The organism is Nocardioides soli, assembly GCF_014191495.1.
GTDB classification, from domain to species: domain Bacteria; phylum Actinomycetota; class Actinomycetes; order Propionibacteriales; family Nocardioidaceae; genus Nocardioides; species Nocardioides soli.
Genome location: NZ_JACHWR010000003.1, coordinates 700,815 through 726,709 on the forward strand (window position 1 = coordinate 700,815; position 25,895 = coordinate 726,709).

24 protein-coding genes are annotated in these 25,895 nt (G+C 71.7%); 17 read left to right on the forward strand and 7 right to left on the reverse strand.

Features of this window, described 5'->3' with window-relative positions:
- Positions 1–15: 15 nt before the first annotated feature.
- A complete protein-coding gene (tkt, locus tag FHU40_RS22075) occupies positions 16–2,049 on the reverse strand; it encodes a transketolase (RefSeq protein ID WP_246391443.1) in 2,034 nt (677 codons plus the stop codon).
- Positions 2,050–2,230: 181 nt separating this feature from the next.
- Between tkt and FHU40_RS22080 the strand changes: the two genes are divergently transcribed.
- Positions 2,231–3,175, forward strand: a complete 945-nt coding sequence (locus FHU40_RS22080) for a heme o synthase (RefSeq protein ID WP_183594551.1) — start codon at positions 2,231–2,233, stop codon at positions 3,173–3,175.
- Between the two features lie 167 nt (positions 3,176–3,342).
- Here the strand turns inward: FHU40_RS22080 and FHU40_RS22085 are convergent, their stop codons facing one another.
- From FHU40_RS22085 to FHU40_RS22095, 3 genes are read right to left on the reverse strand one after another with little or no spacing between them, the layout of a single operon-like run.
- Positions 3,343–4,251 carry a COX15/CtaA family protein gene (locus tag FHU40_RS22085; protein ID WP_343057984.1) on the reverse strand — a complete coding sequence of 303 codons (909 nt, stop codon included), beginning with the start codon at positions 4,249–4,251 and terminating at the stop codon, positions 3,343–3,345.
- Positions 4,242–5,015 (reverse strand): ABC transporter permease, encoded by a 774-nt coding sequence (locus FHU40_RS22090; RefSeq protein ID WP_183594553.1) that lies wholly within the window; start codon positions 5,013–5,015, stop codon positions 4,242–4,244. Before FHU40_RS22090 ends, FHU40_RS22085 begins: the two co-directional genes overlap by 10 nt.
- On the reverse strand, positions 5,008–5,886 hold the full coding sequence (locus FHU40_RS22095; RefSeq protein WP_425490203.1) for an ABC transporter ATP-binding protein: 879 nt from the start codon (positions 5,884–5,886) through the stop codon (positions 5,008–5,010). The genes FHU40_RS22090 and FHU40_RS22095 overlap by 8 nt, the downstream gene beginning before the upstream one ends.
- A gap of 105 nt (positions 5,887–5,991) precedes the next feature.
- Here FHU40_RS22095 and FHU40_RS22100 point away from each other — a divergent pair, with 105 nt between their 5' ends.
- From FHU40_RS22100 to FHU40_RS22135, 8 genes are all read left to right on the forward strand, one after another.
- Positions 5,992–6,711, forward strand: a complete 720-nt coding sequence (locus tag FHU40_RS22100; protein WP_183594554.1) for a helix-turn-helix domain-containing protein — start codon at positions 5,992–5,994, stop codon at positions 6,709–6,711.
- Positions 6,711–8,129, forward strand: a complete 1,419-nt coding sequence (gene sufB, locus FHU40_RS22105) for a Fe-S cluster assembly protein SufB (RefSeq protein WP_183594556.1) — start codon at positions 6,711–6,713, stop codon at positions 8,127–8,129. Before FHU40_RS22100 ends, sufB begins: the two co-directional genes overlap by 1 nt.
- A 149-nt stretch (positions 8,130–8,278) precedes the next feature.
- Complete coding sequence (gene sufD / locus FHU40_RS22110) at positions 8,279–9,457, forward strand: Fe-S cluster assembly protein SufD (RefSeq protein WP_343057985.1); 1,179 nt, start codon at positions 8,279–8,281, stop codon at positions 9,455–9,457.
- A complete protein-coding gene (locus FHU40_RS22115; protein ID WP_183594560.1) occupies positions 9,454–9,801 on the forward strand; it encodes a Rieske 2Fe-2S domain-containing protein in 348 nt (115 codons plus the stop codon). The genes sufD and FHU40_RS22115 overlap by 4 nt, the downstream gene beginning before the upstream one ends.
- Positions 9,802–9,877: 76 nt before the next feature.
- Positions 9,878–10,639, forward strand: coding sequence for a Fe-S cluster assembly ATPase SufC (gene sufC, locus FHU40_RS22120; RefSeq protein ID WP_183594562.1), 762 nt, complete (start codon positions 9,878–9,880; stop codon positions 10,637–10,639).
- 1 nt (position 10,640) lies between these two features.
- Complete coding sequence (locus tag FHU40_RS22125) at positions 10,641–11,912, forward strand: cysteine desulfurase (protein ID WP_183594564.1); 1,272 nt, start codon at positions 10,641–10,643, stop codon at positions 11,910–11,912.
- A gap of 2 nt (positions 11,913–11,914) precedes the next feature.
- Positions 11,915–12,367 carry a Fe-S cluster assembly sulfur transfer protein SufU gene (gene sufU / locus FHU40_RS22130; protein ID WP_183594814.1) on the forward strand — a complete coding sequence of 151 codons (453 nt, stop codon included), beginning with the start codon at positions 11,915–11,917 and terminating at the stop codon, positions 12,365–12,367.
- Positions 12,360–12,743, forward strand: a complete 384-nt coding sequence (locus tag FHU40_RS22135) for a metal-sulfur cluster assembly factor (RefSeq protein WP_183594566.1) — start codon at positions 12,360–12,362, stop codon at positions 12,741–12,743. Before sufU ends, FHU40_RS22135 begins: the two co-directional genes overlap by 8 nt.
- A 141-nt stretch (positions 12,744–12,884) precedes the next feature.
- Here FHU40_RS22135 and FHU40_RS22140 read toward each other — a convergent pair whose 3' ends face one another.
- A complete protein-coding gene (locus FHU40_RS22140) occupies positions 12,885–13,829 on the reverse strand; it encodes a hypothetical protein (RefSeq protein WP_183594568.1) in 945 nt (314 codons plus the stop codon).
- Between the two features lie 57 nt (positions 13,830–13,886).
- On the opposite strand from FHU40_RS22140, the gene FHU40_RS22145 reads away from it, so the two are divergent.
- Genes FHU40_RS22145 through FHU40_RS22160 form a run of 4 tightly spaced genes read left to right on the forward strand, consistent with a single transcriptional unit; the run spans position 13,887 to position 17,921 of the window.
- Positions 13,887–14,492, forward strand: a complete 606-nt coding sequence (locus FHU40_RS22145; RefSeq protein ID WP_183594569.1) for an acVLRF1 family peptidyl-tRNA hydrolase — start codon at positions 13,887–13,889, stop codon at positions 14,490–14,492.
- Between the two features lie 24 nt (positions 14,493–14,516).
- Positions 14,517–15,434 (forward strand): ABC transporter ATP-binding protein, encoded by a 918-nt coding sequence (locus FHU40_RS22150; RefSeq protein ID WP_183594571.1) that lies wholly within the window; start codon positions 14,517–14,519, stop codon positions 15,432–15,434.
- Entirely contained in the window at positions 15,431–17,002 is a 1,572-nt protein-coding gene (locus FHU40_RS22155) for an ABC transporter permease (RefSeq protein WP_183594572.1), read from the forward strand. The genes FHU40_RS22150 and FHU40_RS22155 overlap by 4 nt, the downstream gene beginning before the upstream one ends.
- A gap of 10 nt (positions 17,003–17,012) precedes the next feature.
- Positions 17,013–17,921 (forward strand): phosphotransferase, encoded by a 909-nt coding sequence (locus FHU40_RS22160; protein ID WP_183594574.1) that lies wholly within the window; start codon positions 17,013–17,015, stop codon positions 17,919–17,921.
- A gap of 280 nt (positions 17,922–18,201) precedes the next feature.
- Here the strand turns inward: FHU40_RS22160 and ypfJ are convergent, their stop codons facing one another.
- Positions 18,202–19,128, reverse strand: coding sequence for a KPN_02809 family neutral zinc metallopeptidase (ypfJ, locus tag FHU40_RS22165; RefSeq protein ID WP_183594576.1), 927 nt, complete (start codon positions 19,126–19,128; stop codon positions 18,202–18,204).
- A gap of 213 nt (positions 19,129–19,341) precedes the next feature.
- Between ypfJ and FHU40_RS22170 the strand changes: the two genes are divergently transcribed.
- The 3 genes from FHU40_RS22170 to FHU40_RS22180 are packed head-to-tail and all read left to right on the forward strand — an operon-like array spanning position 19,342 to position 23,645.
- Positions 19,342–20,940 (forward strand): ABC-F family ATP-binding cassette domain-containing protein, encoded by a 1,599-nt coding sequence (locus FHU40_RS22170; RefSeq protein ID WP_183594578.1) that lies wholly within the window; start codon positions 19,342–19,344, stop codon positions 20,938–20,940.
- 37 nt (positions 20,941–20,977) lie between these two features.
- Entirely contained in the window at positions 20,978–21,754 is a 777-nt protein-coding gene (locus tag FHU40_RS22175; RefSeq protein WP_183594580.1) for an enoyl-CoA hydratase/isomerase family protein, read from the forward strand.
- Positions 21,755–21,767: 13 nt separating this feature from the next.
- On the forward strand, positions 21,768–23,645 hold the full coding sequence (locus tag FHU40_RS22180) for an ABC transporter ATP-binding protein (protein ID WP_183594582.1): 1,878 nt from the start codon (positions 21,768–21,770) through the stop codon (positions 23,643–23,645).
- Between the two features lie 156 nt (positions 23,646–23,801).
- On the opposite strand, the gene FHU40_RS22185 is transcribed toward FHU40_RS22180, so the two are convergent.
- Positions 23,802–24,803 carry an SURF1 family cytochrome oxidase biogenesis protein gene (locus FHU40_RS22185; RefSeq protein ID WP_183594584.1) on the reverse strand — a complete coding sequence of 334 codons (1,002 nt, stop codon included), beginning with the start codon at positions 24,801–24,803 and terminating at the stop codon, positions 23,802–23,804.
- Between the two features lie 84 nt (positions 24,804–24,887).
- Between FHU40_RS22185 and moaA the strand changes: the two genes are divergently transcribed.
- Positions 24,888–25,877 carry a GTP 3',8-cyclase MoaA gene (moaA, locus tag FHU40_RS22190; RefSeq protein ID WP_183594585.1) on the forward strand — a complete coding sequence of 330 codons (990 nt, stop codon included), beginning with the start codon at positions 24,888–24,890 and terminating at the stop codon, positions 25,875–25,877.
- Positions 25,878–25,895: the final 18 nt, after the last annotated feature.

Below are 25,895 nucleotides of genomic sequence, written 5' to 3' on the forward strand. Positions count from 1 at the left end.
GGGGGTCGAACGCGGCTAGGCGGTGACCGCCGCGATCGAGTCGTGGGCGGCGGCGACGACCGCGTCGGTCGTGACGCCGTACTCCTGGAAGATCCGCGCGAAGTCCGCGGACGCGCCGTAGGTCTCGATGGAGATGATCCGCCCGTGGTCGCCGACCACCTCGCGCCAGCCCTGGGCGATGCCGGCCTCGACGGAGACCCGGGCCTTCACGGTCGGGGGGATCACGGTCTCGCGGTAGGACTCCTCCTGCGCGTCGAACCACTCCCGGCACGGCATCGACACGACGCGGGCGCCGATGCCCTGCTCGGCGAGCCGGGCCCGCGCCTCGACGGCGAGCTGCACCTCGGAGCCGGTGCCGATCAGCACGACGTCGGGCAGGCCGCCCAGCGGGGTGTCCTGGAGCACGTACGCGCCGCGGTGGACGTTGCTGGTGTCGGAGAAGCCGTCGGTGCCCCGCGGGAAGACCGGGACGTTCTGCCGGGTCAGCGCGATGCCCGTGGGCCGGGAGGTGTTCTCGATCGCGGCCTTCCAGACGGCGGCCGTCTCGTTGGCGTCGGCCGGGCGGGCGACGTCGAGGCCCGGGATCGCGCGCAGCGCGGCGAGGTGCTCGATCGGCTGGTGGGTGGGGCCGTCCTCGCCCAGGCCGATCGAGTCGTGGGTCCAGACGTAGGTGACCGGCAGCCCCATCAGCGCGGCGAGCCGGACCGCCGGGCGCATGTAGTCGGAGAACTGCAGGAACGTGCCGCCGAAGACCCGGGTGCCGCCGTGCAGCGCGATGCCGTTCATGATCGCGCCCATCGCGTGCTCGCGGATGCCGAAGTGCAGCACCCGGCCGGCGTACGGGTCGCCCTCGAACATCTTGCTGGAGCGGTCCTTCGGGATGAAGGACAGCGCGCCCTCGATCGTGGTGTTGTTCGACTCCGCGAGATCGGCCGAGCCGCCCCACAGCTCGGGGATCACGGCGGCCATCGCGTTGATGACCGCGCCGGACGCCTTGCGGGTCGCCATGCCCTTCGGGTCGGCGTCGAACGACGGCAGCGCGTCGGCCCAGCCCTCGGGCAGGCTGCGCGTCTGCATGCGCTCGAAGAGCGCGACGTCGGCCGACGGCTTCGTGGTCCAGTGCTGGAACTGCTTGTTCCACTCCTCCTGGGCCTGCTGGCCGTGGACGACCGCCCGGCGGGTGTGCTCGATCACGTCGGCCGACACCTCGAAGGTCTGCGCCGGGTCGAAGCCGAGCACCTCCTTGGTGGCCTGCACCTCGGCCTGACCGAGGGCGGAGCCATGCGCCTTGCCGGTGCCCTGGGCGTTGGGCGCGGGCCAGGCGATGATCGTACGCAGCACGATGAAGCTGGGCCGGTCGGTGACGGCCTCAGCCGCCTGGATCGCGTCCCAGAGGGCCTGCACGTCCTCGCGGTAGCCGCGGCCGTCGTGGGTCCAGTCGACGGTCTGGACGTGCCAGCCGTAGGCCTCGTAGCGGGCCGCGGTGTCCTCGGAGAGGGCGATGTTGGTGTCGTCCTCGATCGAGATCTTGTTGTCGTCGTAGATCAGCGTGAGGTTGCCGAGCTGCTGGGTGCCGGCGAGCGAGGAGGCCTCGCCGCTCACGCCCTCCTCGATGTCGCCGTCGGAGCAGATCGCGTAGATGTGGTGGTCGAACGGCGACTCGCCGGGCGCGGCGTTCGGGTCGAGCAGGCCGCGCTCCTTGCGGGCGGCCATCGCCATGCCGACGGCGTTCGCGACGCCCTGCCCGAGCGGGCCGGTCGTGGTCTCGACACCGGCCGTGTGGCCGTACTCGGGGTGCCCCGGGGTCTTGCTGCCCCAGGTGCGCAGTGCCTTGATGTCGTCGAGCTCGAGGCCCCACCCACCCAGGTAGAGCTGGAGGTACAGGGTGAGCGAGGAGTGCCCCGCCGAGAGCACGAACCGATCCCGGCCCGGCCAGTGCGGGTCGGCGGGGTTGTGCCGCATCACCTTCTGGAAGAGCAGGTAGGCCGCGGGAGCCAGGCTCATCGCGGTGCCGGGATGGCCGTTGCCGACCTTCTGCACCGCGTCCATGGCGAGGACTCGGACCGTGTCCACCGCCTTCTGGTCGAGGTCGGTCCAGTCGAGTGCAGAGGTCTTGCTCACAGGGTTCCTTTCCGGAGGTTCGGCCAGTGCCGAGCCTACTCAGGTCTGGCGATAGACTCCCATCCGTCCAGCATCGCTCCGGTGCCCACCATTCCTCCCGAGGACTCCCGTGACCTACGTCGGCCATTCGGCCTCTGCCGCGAGGCAGTCGACGGTCGGACGGGCGAGCGTGAAGGACATCGTCGCGGCGTACGTCGGGCTGACCAAGCCCCGCGTCATCGAGCTGTTGCTGCTGACGACCGTCCCGGTGATGTTCTACGCCGCCCGCGGCGTACCGGACCTGGGCCTCGTGGTCGCGACGGTGCTCGGCGGGGCGTTCTCCGCCGGGTCGGCGTCGGTGTTCAACTGCGTCTACGACCGCGACATCGACGAGCAGATGCGGCGCACCCGCCGGCGGGCGCTGCCCCGGCACATCGTCTCGCCCCGCGCGGCGCTCGTCTTCGGGTTCGTGCTGGCGATCCTGTCGACGGCGATCCTGCTGCTGTGGGTCAACCCGCTGTCCGCGGCGCTGTCGGTGGCCGCGAACGCCTTCTACGTCTTCGTGTACACGATGCTGCTCAAGCGGCGGACCACCCAGAACATCGTCTGGGGCGGCCTGGCCGGCTGCTTCCCGGCGCTGATCGGCTGGACCGCGGTCACCGGCTCGCTGTCGTGGACCCCGGTGGTGCTGTTCCTGGTGGTCTTCTTCTGGACGCCGCCGCACACCTGGGCGCTCGCGCTCCGCTACCGCGAGGACTACGCGAACGTCGACGTCCCGATGCTTCCGGTCGTCAAGCCCGCCCACGAGGTGGGGCGGCAGATCGTGATCTACAGCTGGGTGATGGTCGCCACGTCCCTGGCGCTCTGGCCGGTCGCCGACACCAGCGTCGTCTACCCGATCGCGGCGACCCTGCTGGGCGCGGTGTTCCTGGTCGAGGCGCACCGGATGTGGCGTCGCGCCCGCGGCACCGAGAGCCTCACCGTGATCCAGCCGATGCGGCTCTTCCACACCTCGAACCTCTACCTGTCGCTGCTGTTCGTCGCCGTCGCGATCGACCCGCTCGTCACTCGCTGACCGCTCGCGGGGCCGGTGGTTTCGAGGCTCAGGCCTGGCGGCCTTCGCACCTCAACCACCGTGGTGGGGTGCCGGTGGTTGAGGTGTGAGGCGCGCGCGCTTGTACTGAGGTGCGAAGCGAAGCGAGCCTCGAAGTGCCGAGCCTCGAAACCACCCCGGCAGGACGGTCAGGACCGGTCGGGCTCGCGCACCTGCAACAGCGCCCAGGTGACCGCCGCGGAGGTGAGGCCGGCGCCGAGCATGTGGAAGCCGACCAACACGATCGGCAGGTCGGTGAAGTACTGCACGAAGCCGATCAGGCCCTGGGACAGCTCGACCACGAGCAGCACGACCACCGCGGACCGGGTCCTGCGCGGCTGGCCGGTGGCGATCACCGCGAGGAGCAGGCCGATCGTCAGCCCGATGAGCAGGAACACCAGGTCGGCGTGCACCTGGCTCCACTGGAGCGGGTCGAGGCCGTTGCGCGGGGCGTCCGCGTCGCCGGCGTGCGGACCGGCGCCGGTCACGACGGTGCCGACGTAGAGCACCGCCCAGGCGGCGGCGAACGCCGACCACGCGAGCCAGACCAGCGCGCCCCGGGGCGGTACGGCGGGCGCGGGCCGGTCGATCCGATGCCGGAACAGCACGGCCAGGCCGACGATCGCCATCGAGACCAGCAGGTGCAGCGACACCACCCACGGATTGAGGTCGGTGAGGACGGTGATGCCGCCGATCGCCGCCTGGGCCGGGATGCCGAGTGCGATCAGCAGGGCGATCGCGCGCAGGTCGCGCCGGCGGGACTGCCAGGCGGCGATGAAGGTGGCGATGGCGATGGCGACCAGGACCCAGGTGAGCAGCCGGTTGCCGAACTCGATGGCCGAGTTGATCGAGTAGGCGCCGTGCGGGGTGAAGGACTCCTCGGTGCAGCGCGGCCAGGTGGGGCAGCCGAGCCCCGATCCGGTGAGTCGGACGACGCCGCCGGTGACGACGAGGCCGACGTTGGCCACGATCGAGGCCCAGGCCCACCCGACGAGCCACTCGTCGAGGTGGCGCAGCCGGTAGGTCAGTCGGCCCTGGGGCCGGTCGGTCACTCCCACTTGAACGTCCTAGCCGTGAGGACCGTGCCGAGGCCGGCCCAGATGATCAGTACGCCGAGATCGCGCCACGCCACGCCGCCGTCGATGAAGCCGATGCGCATCGCCTCGCCGAGGGCGCCGGACGGCAGCCACCGGACGATGTCGCCGAACGCGCCGTAGGCGCTGAGCGGCAGCACCACGCCGCCCCCGGTCATCAGCAGCAGGTAGATCAGGTTGGCCGCCGCGAGGGTGGCCTCGGCTCGGAGCACGCCAGCCACGAAGAGGCCGAGGCTGGCGAACGCCGCGGTGCCGAGCAGGATGGCCAGGGCCACGCCGAGCACGCCCGGCTTCGGCGTCCAGCCGAGCAGCTGGCCGACGCCGCCGATCACGATGATCTGCAGCAGCTCGACCAGCAGCAGGGCGAGCACCTTGCCGGCGAGCAGGCCGGACCGGGGGAGCGGCGAGCTGCCGAGCCGCTTGATCACGCCGTACCGGCGCTCGAAGCCGGTCGCGATGGCGAGCGAGGTGAACGACGTGGACATCACGGCCAGCGCGATCACGCCGGGGGTGAAGATGTCGACCAGGGGAGTGCCGGACTCGAGGTTCAGGGAGAGGTGCTCGCCCGCAGTGACGCCGCCCACCAGGACCATCACCGGGATCACCACGGCGAGCAGCAACTGCTCGCCGTTGCGGAGCATCAGCTTGGCTTCCATACGGGCCTGCGCGACGACCTGGCGGTGCAGGGGCGCGGCCCCGGGTCGCGGGGCGAAGTCGAGCTCACTCATCGTCATCGTCCATCTCTCGCCCGGTGAGCTCCAGGAAGACGTCCTCGAGGGTGCGTGAGCCGAAGCTGATCGAGCGCACTCCGACGCCCTGCTCGGCGCTCCAGCGGTCGACCGAGGTCCGCAGCGCGGCCTCGGCGTCGACCGGGAGCTCCTGGTCGACGACGAGACGGACGGTCGCCGACGACCCGCGGGTGAGCTCCTCCGGCGTGCCCGAGGCGATCAGGCGGCCGCGATCGATGATGTGGACCTGGTCGGCGAGGTGCTCGGCCTCCTCCAGGTAGTGGGTCGTGAGCACCACGGTCACGCCGTCGTGCCGCAGTTCGCGCAGCAGGTCCCACGTCGTCCGCCGCGCCTGCGGATCCATCCCGGCCGTCGGCTCGTCGACGAACACGATCTCGGGACGACCGACCAGCGCCATCGCCAGCCCGAGGCGCTGCTGCTGTCCGCCCGAGAGCCGGCGGTACGGCGTACGCCCGCAGTCGCCCAGGCCGAGGCGCTCGGCCAGCAGGGCGGTGTCGAGCGGGTGCGCGTGCAGGCGGGCGACGTGGTCGAGCATCTCCATCGCCTGCACCCCGCTCCACGCGCCGCCGCCCTGGAGCATCACGCCGATCCGGGGCAGCAGGTCGGAGCGGTCGCGCACGGGGTCGAGGCCGAGCACCCGCACGCTGCCGGCCTGGGGGCGGCGGTAGCCCTCGCAGGTCTCGAGCGTCGTCGTCTTCCCGGCGCCGTTCGGGCCGAGCACGGCGGTGATCGTGTGTCGATCGACCGTCATCGACAGCCCGTCGACGGCGACCTTCTCGCCGTACCTCATCACCAGGCCGTCGATCTCGACGGCGGCCGCGGGCGAGACGGCGGGGGAGGCAGCGGGCACGGCGGTCAGTCTAGGGACGGCCCCCGTGTGGCCCGGCTCACCCCTCGATCCAGGTAAGGGTTGCCTTCCTTGAACGGACCGAAGCATTAACGGCACACTGACGTTGTGGAATTCGACGAGGCGCTCCCCAGGGATGGGGGAGTCGGACCCGACCAGCCGACGCGGCAGCGCGTCGTGCGGTCGATCCTCGTCAACGGACCCTCGACCGCGGCGGCGCTCGCCGAGCGGCTCGACCTCACCCCGGCGGCGGTCCGCCGCCACCTCGACCAGCTGCTCGAGGAGGGTGACGTCGAGGCGCGCGAGCCGCGTTCCCAGACCACCCGGGGCCGGGGCCGTCCGGCCAAGGTCTTCGCGCTGACCGAGATCGGCCGCGAGGGCTTCGACCAGCAGTACGACGACCTCGCCGTGCAGGCGCTCCGGTTCGTCGCCGAGACCGGCGGCGAGCAGGCGGTCCGGGAGTTCGCCGCTCGCCGCGTGGCGTTCATCGAGGAGCGGTTCGACGGGATCCGCGCCGAGCACCCCGACCTCGGCTCGGCCGAGGTGCTGGCGAAGATCTTCAGCGACGAGGGGTACGCCGCGGCGGTCCGCGACCTGCCGATCGGGGAGCAGCTGTGCCAGCAGCACTGCCCGGTCTCGCACGTCGCCCACGAGTTCCCCCAGCTGTGCGAGGCCGAGACCGAGGCGATCAGCAAGGTCCTCGGGCGGCACGTGCAGCGTCTGGCCACCATCGCCCACGGCGACGGGGTCTGCACCACCTGCATCCCCGACGTACCGATCACCGACGTGCCCACGGACACCGACAAGAAGAAGGAGCGGGTCAGCTGATGACCTCGATCGAAGAACTCAACCCGGAGCTCCAGGGCATCGGCCGCTACGAGTTCGGCTGGGCCGACCCCGACGTGGCCGGCGCGTCCGCCCAGCGCGGGCTCAACGAGGCCGTCGTCCGCGACATCTCCGGCAAGAAGAACGAGCCGCAGTGGATGCTCGACCTGCGCCTGAAGGGCCTCAAGCTCTTCGACCGCAAGCCGATGCCGACCTGGGGCTCGGACCTGTCGACGATCGACTTCGACAACATCAAGTACTTCGTCCGCTCCAGCGAGAAGCAGGCGACCTCGTGGGAGGAGCTCCCCGAGGACATCAAGAACACCTACGACAGGCTCGGCATCCCCGAGGCGGAGAAGCAGCGCCTGGTCGCGGGCGTCGCCGCGCAGTACGAGTCGGAGGTCGTCTACCACTCGATCCGCGAGGACCTCGAGGAGAAGGGCGTCCTCTTCCTCGACACCGACACCGCGCTGAAGGAGCACGAGGACCTCTTCAAGGAGTACTTCGGCACCGTCATCCCGGTCGGCGACAACAAGTTCGCCGCGCTCAACACCTCGGTCTGGTCGGGTGGCTCCTTCATCTACGTGCCGCCGGGCGTGCACGTCGACATCCCGCTGCAGGCCTACTTCCGGATCAACACCGAGAACATGGGCCAGTTCGAGCGGACCCTGATCATCGTCGACGAGGATGCCTACGTGCACTACGTCGAGGGCTGCACGGCGCCGATCTACAGCTCCGACTCGCTGCACTCCGCGGTCGTCGAGATCATCGTGAAGAAGGGCGGCCGCTGCCGCTACACGACCATCCAGAACTGGTCGAACAACGTCTACAACCTCGTCACCAAGCGGGCGACCTGCGAGGCCGGCGCCACCATGGAGTGGGTCGACGGCAACATCGGCTCCAAGGTGACGATGAAGTACCCCGCCGTCTACCTGATGGGCGAGCACGCCAAGGGCGAGACGCTCTCGATCGCGTTCGCGGGCGAGGGGCAGCACCAGGACGCCGGCGCCAAGATGGTGCACGCGGCGCCGCACACCTCGAGCTCGATCCTGTCGAAGTCGGTGGCGCGCGGCGGCGGGCGTACGTCGTACCGCGGCCTGATCCAGGTCAACGAGGGCGCCCACGGCTCGAAGTCCAACGTGCTGTGCGACGCGCTGCTCGTCGACCAGATCAGCCGCTCCGACACCTACCCCTACGTCGACATCCGCGAGGACGACGTGTCGATGGGCCACGAGGCGAGCGTCTCGAAGGTCTCCGACGACCAGCTCTTCTACCTCATGTCGCGCGGCATGGAGGAGGACGAGGCCATGGCGATGATCGTCCGCGGCTTCGTGGAGCCGATCGCGAAGGAGCTGCCGATGGAGTACGCCCTCGAGCTCAACCGCCTGATCGAGCTGCAGATGGAAGGCGCGGTCGGCTGACGGCAGCCGCAGCCGGGTGGTTTCGAGGTTCGGCGCTGGCGCGCCTCACGCCTCAACCACCGTCACGGTGGTTGAGGCGTGAAGGCCGCCAGGCCTGAGCCTCGAAACCACCACCACGATCGGAAACGAAGAAAGCAGACCTAGTGACTGTGACCGACACTGCCCGCGAGAGCGTGGCTGCCTCCCTGGAGCAGGACCGGGTGGAGAGCCACCTCAACCCGCCCGCGTCGTACGATCTGGCGGACCACCCGGTCCCGACCGGCCGCGAGGAGATCTGGCGCTTCACGCCGCTCAAGCGGCTGCGCGGCATCCTCGACGGCGAGGCGTCGGCGGCGGCGCTGACCTGGGAGACGACGCTCCCGGCGGGTGTGACGCTCACCGAGGTCGGCGACGCCGAGGCCCGCGAGCTCGGCGAGCTGGCGCCCAACGACCGGCCGTCGGCGCTGGCCGCCGCGCATGCCGGCGGTGCGCTGCTGCTCGACGTGCCCGCGGAGGCCGAGGTGGCCGAGCCGATCGTGCTGCGTCTGCACGGCGAGTCGGTCGACGACCTGGTCTGGGGCCGCCTGCTGATCCGGGTGGGCCGCCACGCGCAGGCGACGATCGTGATCGTGCACACCGGCTCGGCGCGCTACTCCGCGCTGACCACGGCGCTGATCGGCGACGGCGCGGTCGCGAACATCCTGTCCCTGCAGGACTGGGACGACGACGCCGTGCACCTCGGCCGCGACGCGATCCGGGTCGGCCGCGACGCCACGATCAAGCACACCTCGATCTCCTTCGGCGGCGACCTGGTGCGGATGAACGCCAACGTCGAGTACGCCGGTCCCGGCGGCGACGCCGAGCTGCTCGGCCTCTACTTCGCCGACGAGGGCCAGCACCTGGAGCACCGGCTCTTCGCCGACCACACCGCCCCGAGGACCAAGAGCCACGTCCTCTACAAGGGCGCGCTGCAGGGCGAGGGCGCCCACACGGTCTGGATCGGCAACGTGCTGATCCGCAAGGTCGCCGAGGGCATCGAGACCTACGAGGAGAACCGCAACCTGGTGCTCTCCGACGGCTGCCAGGCCGACTCGGTGCCGAACCTCGAGATCGAGACCGGTGAGATCGAGGGCGCGGGCCACGCGTCGGCGACCGCTCGCTTCGACGACCAGCAGCTCTTCTATCTCCGCTCCCGGGGCGTCTCGGAGAAGGAGGCGCACCGGCTGGTCGTGCACGGCTTCTTCAACGACCTGATCCGCAAGGTCGGCATCCCGTCGATCGAGGAGAAGTTGCTCGAGACCGTCGAGGCCGAGCTGGCGAAGAACCTGCTGCAGGAGGACGCATCGTGAGCTACGAGCGCGCCTGTGCGACCAGCGAGGTGCCCACCGACGAGGCGCTCGGCGTCACGATCGGGGAGTACGAGATCGCGATCGCCCGCTGCGGCGACTCCGGCGTCGACGAGTTCTTCGCCGTCCAGGACCTCTGCACCCACGCCGCGGTCCCGCTGAGCGAGGGCGAGGTCGCCGACTGCACGGTCGAGTGCTGGCTGCACGGCTCCCGCTTCGACCTGCGCACCGGCAAGCCCACCGGCCTGCCGGCCACCGAACCAGTCGCGACCTTCCCCGTCGAGATCCGCGGGGACGAGGTCTTCGTCGACACCACGACCACCCTGAACGGAGTCACCCCTTCATGAGTGAGCGAAGCGAACTCATCATTCAAGTCAGTGCGCACGGTGCCTCGTGCGTGCCCGGAGCGAAGCGAGGACACGCATGAGTGTGTTGGAGATCAAGGACCTGCACGTCTCGGTCGAGACCGAGGACGGTCCGAAGGAGATCCTCAAGGGCGTCACCCTGACGATCGCGGACGGCGAGACGCACGCGATCATGGGCCCCAACGGCTCGGGCAAGTCGACGCTCGCCTACTCGGTCGCCGGGCACCCGAAGTACACCGTGACCGGCGGTTCGGTGACGCTCGACGGCGAGGACGTCCTCCAGATGTCCGTCGACGAGCGGGCCCGCGCCGGCCTGTTCCTGGCGATGCAGTACCCCGTCGAGGTGCCCGGCGTCTCCGTCGCCAACTTCCTGCGCACCGCCAAGACCGCCATCGACGGCGAGGCCCCGAAGCTGCGCACCTGGGTCAAGGACGTCAACGCCGCCCTCGGCCACCTCGACCTCGACCCGACGTTCTCGCAGCGCTCGGTCAACGAGGGCTTCTCCGGCGGGGAGAAGAAGCGCCACGAGATCGCCCAGCTCGAGCTGCTGAACCCGAAGGTCGCGATCCTCGACGAGACCGACTCCGGCCTCGACATCGACGCGCTCAAGATCGTCTCCGAGGGCGTCAACCGGTTCCGCGGCCAGGAGGGCAAGGGGGTCCTGCTGATCACCCACTACACCCGCATCCTGCGCTACATCCAGCCCGACTACGTGCACGTGTTCGTGGCCGGCCGCGTGGCCGAGTCCGGCGGTGCCGAGCTCGCGGAGCAGCTCGAGGCCGAGGGCTACGAGAAGTACCTCGCCGGGGCGGCGGTCTGACATGACCACGACCCAGCTGGTCGGCCTCCTCCCCGAACTGGAGGTGATCCGCGCCGACTTCCCGATCCTGGAGCGCACGGTCGCGGGCGGCCTGCCGCTGGTCTATCTCGACAGCGCGAACACCTCGCAGAAGCCGCAGGTGGTCATCGACACGATGGTCGATCACCTCGAGCGTCACAACGCGAACGTCGCCCGGGCGATGCACGCCCTGGGCGCCGAGTCGACCGAGGCGTTCGAGGGCGGCCGCGACCGGGTGGCGGCGTTCCTCAACGCGCCCAGCCGCGATGAGGTGATCTTCACCAAGAACGCCTCCGAGGCGCTGAACCTGGTCGCGAACACCCTCGCGTGGGCGCAGGGGCCGCTGCGGGTCGGTGAGGGCGACGTGGTCGTCACCACCGAGATGGAGCACCACTCCAACATCGTGCCGTGGCAGCTGCTCACCGAGCGCACCGGCGCGACGCTGAAGTGGTTCGGCATCACCGACGACGGCCACCTCGACCTGGCGAACATCGACGAGCTGATCTCCGAGCGCACCAAGGTCGTCACGCTGACCTGGGTCTCGAACATGCTCGGCACCATCAACCCGGTCGCCGAGATCGCCCGCCGGGCGCACGAGGTCGGCGCGATCGTCGTGCTCGACGCCTCGCAGGCCGCGCCGCAGCTGCCGGTCGACGTGGTCGCGTGCGGCGCCGACGTGGTGGTCTTCACCGGCCACAAGGTGGTCGGCCCGACCGGCATCGGCGTGCTGTGGGGCCGGCGCGAGCTGCTCGAGCAGCTGCCGCCCTTCCTCGGCGGCGGCGAGATGATCGAGACCGTGCGGATGGAGGGCTCGACGTACGCCGGGATCCCGCACAAGTTCGAGGCCGGCACCCCGCCGATCGTCGAGGCCGTGGGCCTGGGCGCGGCGGTCGACTACCTCTCGCACATCGGCATGGACGCGATCCACCGCCACGAGCAGGCGATCACGGCGTACGCCCTCGAGGGCCTGCAGACCGTCCGCGGCCTGACCGTGCTCGGCCCGCTCGACGCGGCCGAGCGCGGGGGCGCGATCTCGTTCGAGCTCGACGGCGTGCACCCGCACGACGTGGCGCAGGTGCTCGACTCGCGCGGCGTCGCCGTGCGCGCGGGCCACCACTGCGCGAAGCCTGCGCACGCCCGCTTCGGTGTGCAGAGCTCGACCCGGATGTCGTCGTACCTCTACACGACGCCCGCCGAGATCGACGCGCTCGTCGACGGCCTGGAATACACCCGCTCGTACTTCAAGTTGGGCTGATGATGAGCCACGAACTCGACTCGCTCTACCAGGACATCATCCTCGACCACGCGAAGCGCCGGCTGAACGCCGGGCTGCGCGAGCCGTTCGAGGCCGAGGTCCACCACGTCAACCCGACCTGCGGCGACGAAGTCACGCTGCGGCTGCACCTGGAGGGCGACGTCATCCGCGACATCTCCTACGACAACCAGGGCTGCTCGATCTCGTCGGCGTCGGCCTCGGTGATGACCGAGCTGCTGATCGGCAAGACGGTCGCGGAGGCGAAGCCGATCCACGACGCGTTCCTCGAGATGATGCGCGGCAAGGGCCAGGTCGAGCCCGACGAGGATGTCCTCGAGGACGCGATCGCCTTCGCCGGGGCCGCCAAGCTGACGGCCCGCATCAAGTGCGCACTACTGTCGTGGATGGCTTACCAAGACGCTCTCGTCCGAGCCCAGGAGGAATCCGATGTCTGACACTGGTTCGATCGACCACGGCGACCTCCCCGAGGTCCCCGAGGCCACCGGTGGCGTGGCCACCTCCACCGTCACCGTCGACGACGTCACCGAGGCGATGAAGGACGTCGTCGACCCCGAGCTGGGCATCAACGTCGTCGACCTCGGCCTCGTCTACGGCGTGCACGTCGACGAGGACACCAACGTCGTCATCGACATGACGCTCACCTCGGCCGCCTGCCCGCTCACCGACGTGATCCAGGACCAGACCAACGGCGCCCTGGAGGGCCTGGTCAACGACGTCCTGATCAACTGGGTCTGGATGCCCCCGTGGGGCCCGGACAAGATCACCGAGGACGGCCGCGAGCAGCTGCGCGCCCTCGGCTTCAACGTCTGAGCCGCGACGGGGGCTCGCCCGCTTCGGGCTCGTGCGGGTTTCGGCTGCTGACAGCCAGGCCCCGCACGACACGCCGTGCCGGCCCGGCATGTCGTGCGGGTTTCGGCTGCTGGCAGCCGAAACCCGCGGCCCCGCCGACCCTCAGCGGGGCGGGGCCGGCTCGAACCTGAGCGGGGTGTCCTCGGCGCCGGCCGTCGACGCCGCCCGGGCCCGGTGGTGGGCCCCGTCGACGACGACGTCCACGTCGTACCTGAAGGGGCCGTCACCGAGCCCGTCGACCTCGGCGTCCACGACCCCGCGTGCGGTGAGCAGGACGTAGCGGTCGCCGGCGCAGCCCTGGTCGCCGACGCGCAGGTCGAAGGTCTCGGAGCGCTCGGAGCCGGTCACGCTCACCGTTCCGCCGACCGCGCCGTCGACCGCGGCACCGTCGAGCACCACCTGCACGGTGCCACTGCCGCCCTCGTACGGACCGTTCTGGTGCAGGTGCGCCCACGACATCGGGGCAACGGCGCCCGGGGTGGTCCACCGAGCGGCGCCTGAGGTGTCGCCGCCGGCAGACGGCTGGACGAAGAGCGAGACCTGGTACTCGCCGCCCGGCCCGCTGGGGGTCAGGTCGTACCGGCCGTCGCCCGTCGGGGTGAGCAGCACCGGGTAGACGGCGCACCGGCGCTCGCCCAGGAGGCTCACCGACCAGGTGGCGCCGACGTCCGCGAAGCCCGCCTCGGCCCGGGCCACGGCGCCGAGGACCGGCAGCTCGTCCCATGGCGGGGAGATCATGTCGACGCAGCGGGTGCCCCAGCAGTAGGACCCCTGCCAGGCTTCGGCCTGGGGACCGTCGCCGCGCACCACGACGGGCGGCGGCGTGCCGCCGGACCCGGACGGCGGTACGGCGAGAGGCGGTGGGGTGGCTGCCGCGGTCGCTGTCGGTGGCGCCTCGGCCGGGCCGGACGGCGCCGACGCCCCGTTCGCCAGGGCTGCGGCGCCGACCGCGCAGACCGCGACCGCGGCGGCCGCGATGCCGGCCGCCCGACGGCGGGAACGCCGGGAGCGGTCGTCGGTGCCGGACGGGTCGGGTTCGCTGGCCATGAGGGTTGTACGCGCCCGACCCGCGATCGGTTCCGCCGACCGGATAGCGTCGGGCCCGTGGAGGTGCTCGTACCCGCGTCGCGACTGGTCCGTTGGGTCGAGAACTTCACCCAGCGTCACGGAGACACCTCGCTGGGGGTCGTCGACGGCGCCCTGACGGGCTCCGCGGCCGACCGGTCCACCTTCACTGCCCGGCTGCCCTTCGACGCGCCGTACGTCGGGCCGCCTGAAGCGTCGTCCTTCGCCGCCGCGGTCGGCGCCCCCGACGACTGGGGCGTGCTGCTGGTGCGCAAGGGCGGGTTCGCGATCGCCCGGTTGCGCGGCCTGACCACCACCGACAGCAAGGTCGGTCAGCGCCACGTCCAGGGCCGCACGAAGGCGGGCGGACAGAGCCAGCAGCGGTTCGCCCGGCGCCGCGACAACCAGGCGCGGCAGGCGTTCGAGGCGGCGGCGGACCACGCCGCGCGCGTGCTGACCGGCCTCGCCGGGCCGGTGGTGGCCGGGGGAGACCATGTCGCGGTCGACGAGGTGCTCGCCGACCCCCGGCTGCGAGGCCTGGGCGTGGTCGGCCCGTGGCTCGCCGTACCCGATCCGAAGCGAGGTGTCCTGGAGCAGGCCGTGTCCGACGCGTGCGCGGCCCGGGTCGAGGTCCACAACGCCTGATCCGGGCGGCGGTACCGTCGGTGCGTGACCGACGAGCGCGTCATCGAGATCAGCGGTCTGGTGAAGACGTTCGGGAGCGTGCGCGCCCTCGACGGGCTGGACCTCGAGGTGCGGGCGGGGGAGGTGCACGGCTTCCTCGGGCCCAATGGGGCCGGCAAGTCCACGACGATCCGCGTGGTGCTCGGCCTGCTGCGCAAGGACGGCGGCGAGGTCCGCCTCTTCGGCGGCGACCCGTGGCGACAGGCGGCCGAGCTGCACCGACGGCTCGCCTACGTGCCCGGTGACGTCAACCTCTGGCCGAACCTCACCGGCGGCGAGGTGATCGACCTGCTCGGCCGGCTCCGCGGCGGCGTCGACGAGCGGCGCCGCGCCGAGCTGATCGCGGCGTTCGAGCTCGATCCGACCAAGAAGGGCCGTGCCTACTCGAAGGGCAACCGGCAGAAGGTCGCACTCGTCGCCGCGCTCGCCTCCGACGTCGACCTGCTGGTGCTCGACGAGCCGACGTCGGGGCTCGACCCGTTGATGGAGGCGGTCTTCCGGCGCTACGTCGACGCGTTCCGCGACCGGGGCCACGCCGTGCTGCTCAGCAGCCACATCCTGGCCGAGGTCGAGGAGCTCGGCGACCGCGTCAGCATCATCCGGTCCGGCCGCGTGGTCGAGAGCGGCACGCTCGCGGACCTCCGGCACCTGACCCGCACGTCGGTGAGCGCCGAGCTCGAGCGCCACGTCGACGGGCTCGACGGCGTCCCCGGCGTGCACGACCTGGTCGTCGAGGGCACCCGGGTCCGGTTCCAGGTCGACACGGCCCAGCTCGACCCCGCGCTCGGCGTCCTGGTCAGGAGCGGGGTGCGCACGCTGACCAGCCAGCCGCCCACGCTCGAGGAGCTGTTCCTGCGGCACTACGGCGACCGGGTCGACGACGCCCCGGGAGAGGAGTCGTGACCGGCTGGGCGTCGTTCCTGCGGCTCTTCCTGCGCCGCGACCGCTGGATGCTGCTGTGGTGGGGCCTGGGCACCATGCTCCTCTACGTCAGCCAGGCGGTGAGCGTCGACGACCTCTACGCCACCCAGGCGGAGTTCGACCGCGCGGCGGCGAGCATGGAGGGCAACGCGGCCTTCATCGCGATGGCCGGGCCCGCCCGGGCGCTCAACACCACCGGCGGCCAGGTGTTCTGGCAGGCGTCCGCGTTCGGCGCGATCGTCGCGGGGCTGATGAGCATGTTCATCGTCGGGCGACACACCCGCGCCGAGGAGGAGACCGGGCGCGACGAGCTGCTCCGAGCCACGGCGGTCGGTCGCCTCGCACCGACCACGGCGGCTCTGATCGCCGCGGCGATCGCCAACGTGCTCCTGGGCGTGCTGGTGGCGGGCAGCCTGGTGCTCTACGGGCTCGCGGTCGCGGACTCGATCGGCACCGGCGTCGGCCTGACCCTGTGCGGCTGGTTCTTCTCCGCGACCGCCCTGGTGGCCGCCCAGCTGACCACGAGCACGCGCGCGACGTACGGCGTGGCCGGCATCGTCATCGCGGTCTCCTACGTGCTGCGCGCGGTCGGCGACGTCGGGAACGGCGTGGCGAGCTGGCTGTCGCCGATCGGCTGGTACCAGGCCATGCACCCCTTCTCCGGCCTGCGCTGGTGGCCGGCGCTGCTCCTGGTCGCGGGCACGGCGGCCGCAGCCACGGTCGCCTACCGGCTGTTCGTGGGCCGCGACTACGGCTCGGGCGTGCTGGCCGCGCGTCCGGGCCCGCCGCGCGCGCCGACGACGCTCTCGGGCGGCTTCGGACTCGCGTGGCGGTTGCAGCGCGCACCGATGCTCAGCTGGACGGCGGGCATGTTCGCGCTCGGCCTGGTGTACGGGTCGATGGGCAACGACGTCTCGGACCTCGTCGGCGACTCCGAGACGTCCCAGGAGATGTTCCTGCAGGGCAGCAGCGACATCGTCGAGGGCTTCTACGCGACCTCGATGATCATGCTCGCGCTGATCGTCTGCGGCTTCGCGATCTCCTCCACGCTGCGTCCGCGCGGCGAGGAGGACGACGGGCACCTCGAGGTGGTGCTGGCGACCGCGCTCCCGCGCTCGCGATGGCTGCTCGCGCATGTCGCGATGACGGTCGCCGGCACGGCTGCGGCGCTCGCCGCCGCCGGGGTCGGGCTGGCGGTCGGCTACTCGCTGGTCACCGGCACCTCCGACGAGCTCTGGCACCTGTCCGTGCCGCTGCTCCAGTACGCCCCGGCGGTGCTCGTGCTCAGCGGCGTCGCCCGGCTCCTGTACGGTGTCTCGCCCCGCCTGATGGTGGTCGCGTGGCTGCCCCTGATCCTGGCCGCGGTCGTGATGCTGTTCGGCGACCTGCTGTCGATCCCACAGTGGGTCCAGGACGTCTCGCCGTTCGAGCATCTCGCGCTGGTCCCGGCCCAGGACGTCGACTGGGCGGCGCTCGTCGGCGTCGCCCTGGTCGCCGTCGCCCTGAGTGTCGCGGGCCAACTGGCCTTCCGGTGGCGCGACGTGCACTAGCGTGCGCAGCATGTGGCAGCCCGAACCCGGGTGGCACCCGCTGCCCGGCGGCAGCGGCGCGTCCACGGTTGGTGTCTGGAGGACGGTCGTCGGCGACCAGCCCGTGGCGGTCAAACGACTCGCCGCGCCGACCCCCGGGGACCCCGACGAGCTGTCCGACCCGCGGCACTTCGCCTACTGGCGGCGCGCGGCCGACGTGGTCGCGGTCGGCACGGTCGACGACACACCCGGGCTGCGGGGGCCGCGGCTGGGGGCGGTCGAGGAGGACGCCTCCGGCATCACGATCACCCAGGAGTGGGTCGAGGACGCCTCGAGCAGCGGGCTGTTCTGCGCGCACGCCCTCGGCCGCTTCGCCGGAGCGCAGCTCGCTCCCGCGCCCTGGCTGGCCCGCAACCAGCTGCGCGACCGGCTGACCCGGGTCGAGCGGTCCGGCGGCTGGCAGACCCTCGCCCGGACGACGGTCGCCGACGTCGCCGACCACCTGTGGTCGCGTCGCGTCGAGCTGCTGGGCGCCGTCGACGCGCTGGTGCAGGTGCCGCAGCACGGCGACGCCGTACCGGCCAACCTGCTCGGCCGGTCGGCGGACGACGTCATCGCGATCGACTGGGCGACCCTGGGCACCGGCCCGGTCGGCGCCGACCTCGGCTACTTCGCCCTGGCCGCCCGTGAGGAGCTGGAGCCGCTCGTCGACGCCTACCTGTTGGGGCTGCCCGGCGGCCTGGCCACCCGGGAGGAGGTCATGCTCGGCGCGCGGGTGACCACCGTCTACACGGTGCTGAACCGGGCGGAGTGGGCGCTGGCCCGGGCCGCCCGCGGCGAGGGTGCGCTCGCCGGGAAGTTCCGCCACCCCGCGGTCGCGCCGTACCTGCGCGCGCTGCAGCGGCAGTTCCCGCACATCGAGGCGTTGGTGCAGGGCTGAGATCGGGATAGTCCGTCACGAATCGGTTGTTCGACGGCGGGATCGACGACCAGAACGTGACGGACTATCGCTCGGACCGCAGGCGTCGGGTTAGCGCAAGCATCGGGATAGTCCGTCACGAATCGGTTGCTCGAGGGCGAGGTCGACGACCGGAACGTGACGGACTATCGCTCGGACCGCAGGCGTCGGGCTAGCGCAAGCATCGGGATAGTCCGTCACGAATCGGTTGCTCGACGGCGGGATCGACGACCAGAACGTGACGGACTATCGCGGCAGCCCCTCACAAAGCCCCAGGCGCGAACGTGTCGCACGCGTCGAGGGTGCCCTCCCGGTAGCCGCGGGTGAACCACTCGACCCGCTGCCGCGCCGAGCCGTGGGTCCAGGAGTCCGGGTCGACCTGGCCGCCGGAGGAGGACTGGATCCGGTCGTCGCCGACGGCGGTGGCGGCCGCGATCGCCTGCTCGACGTCCTGGCGGGTCAGATCGGAGATGAGCACGGCGCCCTGGGCGTCCTGGGTGCCGGTGGCAGACCCGGCCCACATGCCGGCGTAGCAATCGGCCTGGAGCTCGAGGCGCACGGCGTCGCTGCGGGCACCCTGCTGCGTCCTGACCCGCCCCATCGTGCCGAGCAGGTTCTGGACGTGGTGGCCGTACTCGTGGGCGAGCACGTACGGCTCCACGAACGCGCCCGACGGCCCGGCCAGCCGGTCCTGGAGCACGTCGGCGAAGAACGTCCTGTCCAGGTAGATCGTCTGGTCGACGGGGCAGTAGAACGGCCCGACGTCGGCGGACGCCGAGCCGCAGCCCGTCGACACCGCACCGGAGAAGGTCCGCAGCGACCTCTCGGGCGTGAACGCCGTCGCCGACTGCTCCGGCAGCGTCGAGGACCAGTAGTCGTAGAGCGAGTTCTCGACGGCGACCCGGGCGCAGTCGGCCGACCGGTTCGCGTCGTCGCCGGTCTCGCAGGAGGCATAGCGGTCGGTGTCGGCCATCCGGCCGGTGTCGTACGCCGTGGGGGAGTCGCCGCCGCCGAGGACCATGCTCAGCCCGACGATCACCAGGACCACGAGCAGCCCGCCCACGCCGCCGCCCGCCAGCCCACCCGGGACCGGGATCCCGCCCGAGCGACCGGCCGAGCGACCTCCGGCGCCCCGGCCGGCGTCCGACGTACGCCGCGCGTCCAGCCGTGCCTTCGGGTTGAACCGCATGACCACGCTCCACAGCCGAGCCGCCGATGTCAGACAGGACGCTACTCCCGCCTAGGATTGCCCAGACATGATCCTCACCCCACAGACTCGCGAGGTTCCCCCGCAACGCTTCACCCCACGAGCTTGCGGCTCCTCCGCTTCGCTCCTCCGTCACAAGCCCGCAGGGACCCCGAAGCTTCGCTCCTCCACCTCACCCTTCCGCGGGGACCCCGGATGATCACCACCCACCAGCTCGAGGTCCGAGCGGGGGCGCGCCTGCTCATGGAGAACGTCAGCTTCCGGGTCGCCGCCGGCGACAAGGTCGGCCTGGTCGGTCGCAACGGCGCCGGCAAGACGACGCTCACCAAGATCCTCGCGGGCGAGGCGCTGCCCGCAGCGGGCAGCGTGCAGACCAGCGGCGAGGTCGGGTACCTGCCCCAGGACCCGCGGATCGGCGACCCCGAGGTGCTCGCCCGCGACCGGATCCTCTCCGCGCGCGGCCTCGACGACGCCGTACGCCGGCTCCGGCTGGCGGAGGCCCAGATGGCCAGTGACGATCCCAAGGTCCGCGAGAAGGCGATGCGCCGCTACGAGCGGGCGGACGCCGAGCTGCACGCCGGTGGCGGCTACGCCGCGGAGTCGGAGGCCGCTCAGATCGCACACAGTCTCGGCATCGAGGACCGGCTCCTCGGCCAGCCGCTCAGGACGCTCTCCGGCGGTCAGCGCCGCCGCGTCGAGCTCGCCCGCATCCTCTTCTCCGGCGCCGAGACGCTGCTCCTCGACGAGCCGACCAACCACCTCGACGCCGACTCGATCCTGTGGCTGCGCGACTTCCTCAAGGCCCACAAGGGCGGCCTGATCGTGATCAGCCACGACACCGGCCTGCTCGAGGAGACCGTCAACAAGGTGCTCCACCTCGACGCCAACCGCGCCGAGATCGACGTCTACAACATGGGCTGGAAGGCCTACCTCCAGCAGCGCGAGACCGACGAGAAGCGCCGCAAGCGCGAGCGGATGAACGCCGAGAACAAGGCCAAGACGCTCACCGACCAGGCCAACAAGATGCGCGCCAAGGCCACCAAGGCGACCGCGGCCCAGAACATGCTGAAGCGCGCCGAGCGGCTGATGGCGGGCGTCGAGGGCGAGCGGCAGGCCGACAAGGTCGCGCGGATCGCCTTCCCCAAGCCGGCGCCGTGCGGCAAGACCCCGCTCACCGCGGCCGAGCTGTCGAAGTCCTACGGCTCGCTCGAGGTCTTCACCGACGTCGACCTCGCGATCGACAAGGGCTCGCGCGTGGTCATCCTCGGCCTCAACGGCGCGGGCAAGACCACGCTGCTGCGCATCCTCGCGGGCATCGACCAGGCGGACACCGGCCAGGTGGTCCCGGGGCACGGGCTCAAGATCGGCTACTACGCGCAGGAGCACGAGACGCTCGACGTCGACCGCACCGTGCTCGAGAACATGCAGAGCGCGGCGCCCCAGCTCACCGACACCGAGGCCCGCTCGGTGCTCGGCTCGTTCCTCTTCTCCGGCGAGGACGCGCACAAGCCCGCGCAGGTGCTCTCCGGCGGCGAGAAGACCCGGCTGGCACTGGCCAGCCTGGTCGTCTCCAGCGCCAACGTGCTGCTGCTCGACGAGCCCACCAACAACCTTGACCCCGCCTCCCGCGAGGAGGTGCTGGCGGCGATCCGCAGCTACGAGGGCGCGATCGTGCTGGTCACCCACGACGAGGGCGCGGTGTTCGCGCTCGAGCCCGACCGGGTGCTGATCCTGCCCGACGGTGTCGAGGATCTCTGGAACGCCGAGTACGCCGACCTGGTCTCGCTCGCCTGAGGGTGGCCAGGTCTGTGGCCAGGTCTAAGGTGCGGCCATGGACGCAGACACCCTCCTGGCGGCCGGGCTGAGGTACGACGTGGCCGGGCCGGTCGCGACGATCACGCTGCACCGGCCCGACGTGCGCAACGCCCAGACGCCTGCGATGTGGCGCGCGCTCGCCGACCTCGGCCGTGCGCTGCCCGCCGACGTACGCGTCGTGGTGGTGAATGGGGAGGGGCGGTCGTTCTCGGCCGGCCTGGACCGGGCCATGCTCGACCCGGGCAACACCTCGGGCGCGGAGTCGGTCGCCGGGCTGCTCGCGCTCTCCGACGAGGAGGTGTCGGCCACCATCGACGCCTACCAGCAGGGCTTCACGTTCCTGCGTGACCCGCGGTTCGTGTCGATCGCCGCGGTGCAGGGCCACGCCATCGGCGCGGGTCTGCAGCTCGCGCTCTCCTGCGACCTGCGGGTGCTCGCCGACGACGCCCAGCTGTGCATGAAGGAGGTCGCCCTCGGCCTGGTGCCCGACCTGACGGGAACAAAGCCGCTGGTCGAGTGCGTTGGCTATGCCAGGGCTCTGGAGATCTGCGCCACGGCGCGGACGGTGGGGGCGCAGGAGGCCGTGCAGATCGGGCTCGCGCTGACCGCCGTCCCCGCCACCGAGCTGGAGGCGACCGTGGCGGACCTCGCCGGGGCCCTGACCGCGCCGATGGCCGGCGCGGTGAGCGAGACCAAGGCACTGCTCCAGGGCGCCGCCGACCGCAGCCTCGACGACCAGCGCCGGCTGGAGCGGGAGGCGCAGACGCGGAGGTTCCGGGAGCTGGCCGGCTGACGAAGGAGGGGACATGTCGGGGATGAGCATGGGGCCCGCGTTCCGGGCCATGCGCGCCGACCGCAGCGCGACGCAGCAGCGGCTCGCTCGCGGCACGGTGCGTCGCGTGCTCGGCTACGCCCTCCCGCACCGCCGGCCGATCGCGCTCTTCCTGCTCCTGACCGTGGTCGACGCGGGACTCGTCGTGGTCTCGCCCCTGCTGGTGCAGCGGATCGTCGACGACGGCATCCTCGCCGGCAACGGCGCGCTGGTCACCGAGCTCGCCCTGGCGATGGCGGCCGTCGCGATCCTCGACGCCCTGCTGACGGTGCTGGTCGGCTGGCTCTCCTCGCGCATCGGCGAGGGTCTGATCTACGACCTGCGCACCGAGGTGTTCGGGCACGTCCAGCGCCAGTCACTGGCGTTCTTCACGCGTACCCAGACCGGTGCCCTGGTCTCCCGTCTCAACAACGACGTGATCGGTGCCCAGCGCGCGTTCACCTCGACGCTCTCGGGCACCGTCTCGAACGCGATCTCGGTGGTCGTCGTCGGCATCGCGATGGTTGCGCTGAGCTGGCAGATCACCCTGCTGTGCCTAGTGCTCTTCCCGCTGCTCTACCTCTCCTCGCGCTGGGTCGGCAACCGGCTGGCCGGGCTGACCCGCACTCAGATGGACGGCAACGCCGATCTCGGCAACGCGATGACCGAGCGCTTCAACGTCGGCGGCGCGATGCTGCTCAAGCTGTTCGGCCGCCGTGAGGAGGAGGACCGCGTCTTCGCCACCAAGGCCGCCGTGGTGCGCGACCTCGGCGTGCGCATCGCGCTGATCCAGCGGGTCTTCATGGCCGCGATGCTCGCCGTGCCCGCGCTGGCGACCGCGCTGGTGTACGGCGTGGGCGGCCACCTCGCCCTCGACGGTGCTCTCACCGTCGGCACGCTGCTCGCGCTGGCGACGCTGCTGGTCCGGCTGCTCGGCCCGCTGCAGGGGCTCTCCAACGTGCGGATCGACGTGATGACCGCACTGGTCAGCTTCGAGCGGGTCTTCGAGGTGCTCGACCTGCCGTCGCTGGTCCAGGAGCGGCCGGATGCCGTCGTGCTGCCGCCCTCCGCGGGGCGCCTCGAGTTCGACCGCGTGGCGTTCGGCTACCCCAGTGCCGACGCCGTCTCGCTGGCCTCGCTCGAGGTGGTCGCGCGCACCGACAGCCGGGACAGCGGCCAGGTGCTCTCCGACATCTCCTTCACCGCCGCCCCCGGCGAGATGGTCGCCCTGGTCGGCCCGTCCGGCGCCGGCAAGAGCACCATCACCCACCTCGTGGCGCGGCTCTACGACGTCGACCGGGGCGCGGTGCGGGTCGGCGGCCACGACGTCCGCGACGTCACCCTCGACTCGCTCGAGGACGCCGTCGGGTACGTCACCCAGGACGCCCACATGTTCCACGACACGATCCGGGCGAACCTGCTCTACGCCCGGCCGGCCGCCACCGACCCCGAGATCTGGGACGCGCTCGACGCCGCCCAGGTCGCCACCCTGGTGCGCGCGCTCCCCGACGGACTCGACACGGTCGTGGGCGACCGCGGCTACCGGCTCTCCGGCGGCGAGCGGCAGCGCCTGGCGATCGCCCGCCTGCTGCTCAAGGCGCCGGCGATCGTCGTGCTCGACGAGGCGACCGCCCACCTCGACAGCGAGTCCGAGGCCGCCGTGCAGCGGGCGCTCGACGCGGCCCTGGAGGGACGCACGTCGCTCGTCATCGCCCACCGGCTCTCCACCGTCCGCGACGCCGACCAGATCCTCGTCGTCGACGGCGGCCGGATCGTCCAGCGCGGCACCCACGCCCGGCTGCTCGCCGAGGGCGGGCTCTACGCCGACCTCTACCGGACCCAGTTCATCGCCGACCCGTCGGTGCCGGTGTAGCCGACTCGGGGTCGGTCGCCCGTCGGCCGGGGTTTCATCAAGGGATGAGGGCGAAGGCGCGCATCCCTGGCCGAGCTCACCGGGGTGGGCGCGGGTCGACCTTCATCCCTTGATGAAGCGACGCGCGCCCATCCACAGGCGGCAAGACGGAGCGCGCTACGGCGTATCCGAGGAGCTCGACCCGGTCGCGGTGCTCGTGCCCTGGTCGGCGGCATGGCTCCCGGGCCGGTCGCCGGCGGACGGCGCGGCCGGCGTGGTCGCCTGCTGGGCGTCGCGACGGGCCTCGCGGGCGGCCCGCTCGGCGGCGTAGGCCCGCTGGTAGGCCGCCTTCACCTTCTGCTTCTGGGCGCTCTTCGCGGCGCGTTTGCGCTTGCGTTCGCCCTCCGTCGGGTCCGGCTCGTCCGCGGCCGCCTCGCCGTCGGCCGGCTGGGTGCGGTGGCCGCGGCGCTCGTCCCAGGCGAGGTAGCCGAACCCGAAGACGGCGAACACGCCGAAGAACCACCACTGGAGGCCGTAGAAGAAGTGCGGCCCGTTGTTCAGCTCGGGCAGCTCGACCGGCTCGAGGCCCGCGGCCGGCTCGCCGTCCTCGGACTCGAGCACCACGAAGCCGCCGTAGACCTCCGTGCCGATGGCCGGGCCGATCTGCGCGCTGGAGATGGCGCGCGTCGAGTGGCCGTTGACCGCGGTGCTGTCGCCGGTGGCGTCGGCTCGGACCCAGCCCTCGACGGTGACCTCGCCGGTCGGCGCCGCGGGCACGTCGTCAGGGCCGGCACCCTCGTTGTCGGAGGCCATCCAGCCGCGGTCGACCAGGAGCGTGCTGCCGTCGCTGGTCCGGAGCGGGACGACGACGTCGATGCCCGACTGACCGTCGCGGGTGCGGTAGCGCACGATCACCGTGTTGTCGGCGTCGTAGGTGCCGGTCGCGATGACCTGGCGCCACTCGTCGTCCTCGGCGACGCCCCGCCCCGGCGCCAGCACCTCGCCGACGGGGGACGGCGCGCGGTCCTCGTTGGCACGCACCACGGCGTTGCTGGCCTTGCGCTCGTCGAGGCGGTGGAACTGCCACTGGCCGAGCCACCAGGCGCCGTAGCACAGCAGCACCACGACGGCGCCGAAGAGCAGCCACCGTCGGCTGAGCAGGAACCGCCACGATCGCACCACCCGAGGCTAACCGGCCGGGCCACGCCGACCGCCAGCGCCCCGGGTTCACGTCGAGGGCGGTCCACCTAGACTGTGATGGTGATGACACGCCGCCTCGAGGATCGCTACGGTCGGGTGGCGACCGACCTGCGGGTCTCGCTCACCGACCGGTGCAACCTGCGCTGCAGTTACTGCATGCCCGCGGAGGGGCTCGACTGGTTGCCCGACGACTCCGTGCTCACCGACGACGAGGTCGTCCGGCTGGTCCGGGTCGGGGTCGATCTGCTCGGCATCCGCGAGGTGCGCTTCACCGGAGGCGAGCCGCTGGTACGCCGCGGTCTCGTCGACATCGTGCGGCGTACCCACGAGCTCGGCGTCGAGACGTCGTTGACGACCAACGCGCTCGGCCTCGCCCGCACCGCGTCCGCACTCGCCGAGGCCGGGCTCGACCGGGTCAACGTCAGCCTCGACAGCATCCGCCCCGAGAGCTTCCTGGCGATCACCCGTCGCGACCGGCTCCACGACGTGCTCGCCGGCCTCGAGGCGGCCCGCGCCGCCGGCCTCGGGCCGGTCAAGGTGAACGCCGTGCTGATGCGCGGCATCAACGACCGGGAGGCTCCGGAGCTGTTGCGGTGGGCGCTGGCCGAGGGCTACCAGCTCCGGTTCATCGAGCAGATGCCGCTGGACGCCCAGCACGGCTGGTCCCGCGAGGGGATGATCACCGCCGAGGAGATCTTCGCGACCCTGGAGTCGGAGTTCACGCTGACGCCCGTCGAGGAGCCGCGGGGGAGTGCGCCGGCCGAGCTCTTCCATGTCGACGGCGGCCCGGGCACCGTCGGCGTGATCGCCTCGGTCACCCGCCCCTTCTGCGGCGACTGCGACCGGGTGCGGCTGACCGCTGACGGTCAGGTGCGCAACTGCCTGTTCGCGCGGGAGGAGTCCGACCTGCGGTCGGCGCTGCGCGATGGTGCCACCGACGACGAGATCGCCGATCGCTGGATCGTGGCGATGCGCGGCAAGCGCGCCGGGCACGGGATCGACGACCCGTCGTTCCTGCAGCCCGACCGCCCGATGTCCGCGATCGGCGGCTGAGTGGGTCGTCCGCCTCTC

Bases quoted from the DNA above. Each gene is read 5' to 3' on its own strand.
- FHU40_RS22140 (WP_183594568.1), bottom strand. From the start codon at position 13,829: ATGGCCAGCGAACCCGACCCGTCCGGCACCGACGACCGCTCCCGGCGT.
- FHU40_RS22090 (WP_183594553.1), bottom strand. From the start codon at position 5,015: ATGAGTGAGCTCGACTTCGCCCCGCGACCCGGGGCCGCGCCCCTGCAC.
- sufC (WP_183594562.1), top strand. From the start codon at position 9,878: ATGAGTGTGTTGGAGATCAAGGACCTGCACGTCTCGGTCGAGACCGAG.
- FHU40_RS22170 (WP_183594578.1), top strand. From the start codon at position 19,342: ATGATCACCACCCACCAGCTCGAGGTCCGAGCGGGGGCGCGCCTGCTC.
- sufU (WP_183594814.1), top strand. From the start codon at position 11,915: ATGAGCCACGAACTCGACTCGCTCTACCAGGACATCATCCTCGACCAC.
- FHU40_RS22125 (WP_183594564.1), top strand. From the start codon at position 10,641: ATGACCACGACCCAGCTGGTCGGCCTCCTCCCCGAACTGGAGGTGATC.
- ypfJ (WP_183594576.1), bottom strand. From the start codon at position 19,128: ATGCGGTTCAACCCGAAGGCACGGCTGGACGCGCGGCGTACGTCGGAC.
- FHU40_RS22180 (WP_183594582.1), top strand. From the start codon at position 21,768: ATGTCGGGGATGAGCATGGGGCCCGCGTTCCGGGCCATGCGCGCCGAC.
- FHU40_RS22160 (WP_183594574.1), top strand. From the start codon at position 17,013: ATGTGGCAGCCCGAACCCGGGTGGCACCCGCTGCCCGGCGGCAGCGGC.
- tkt (WP_246391443.1), bottom strand. From the start codon at position 2,049: ATGGACGCGGTGCAGAAGGTCGGCAACGGCCATCCCGGCACCGCGATG.
- FHU40_RS22135 (WP_183594566.1), top strand. From the start codon at position 12,360: ATGTCTGACACTGGTTCGATCGACCACGGCGACCTCCCCGAGGTCCCC.
- moaA (WP_183594585.1), top strand. From the start codon at position 24,888: ATGACACGCCGCCTCGAGGATCGCTACGGTCGGGTGGCGACCGACCTG.
- FHU40_RS22175 (WP_183594580.1), top strand. From the start codon at position 20,978: ATGGACGCAGACACCCTCCTGGCGGCCGGGCTGAGGTACGACGTGGCC.
- sufB (WP_183594556.1), top strand. From the start codon at position 6,711: ATGACCTCGATCGAAGAACTCAACCCGGAGCTCCAGGGCATCGGCCGC.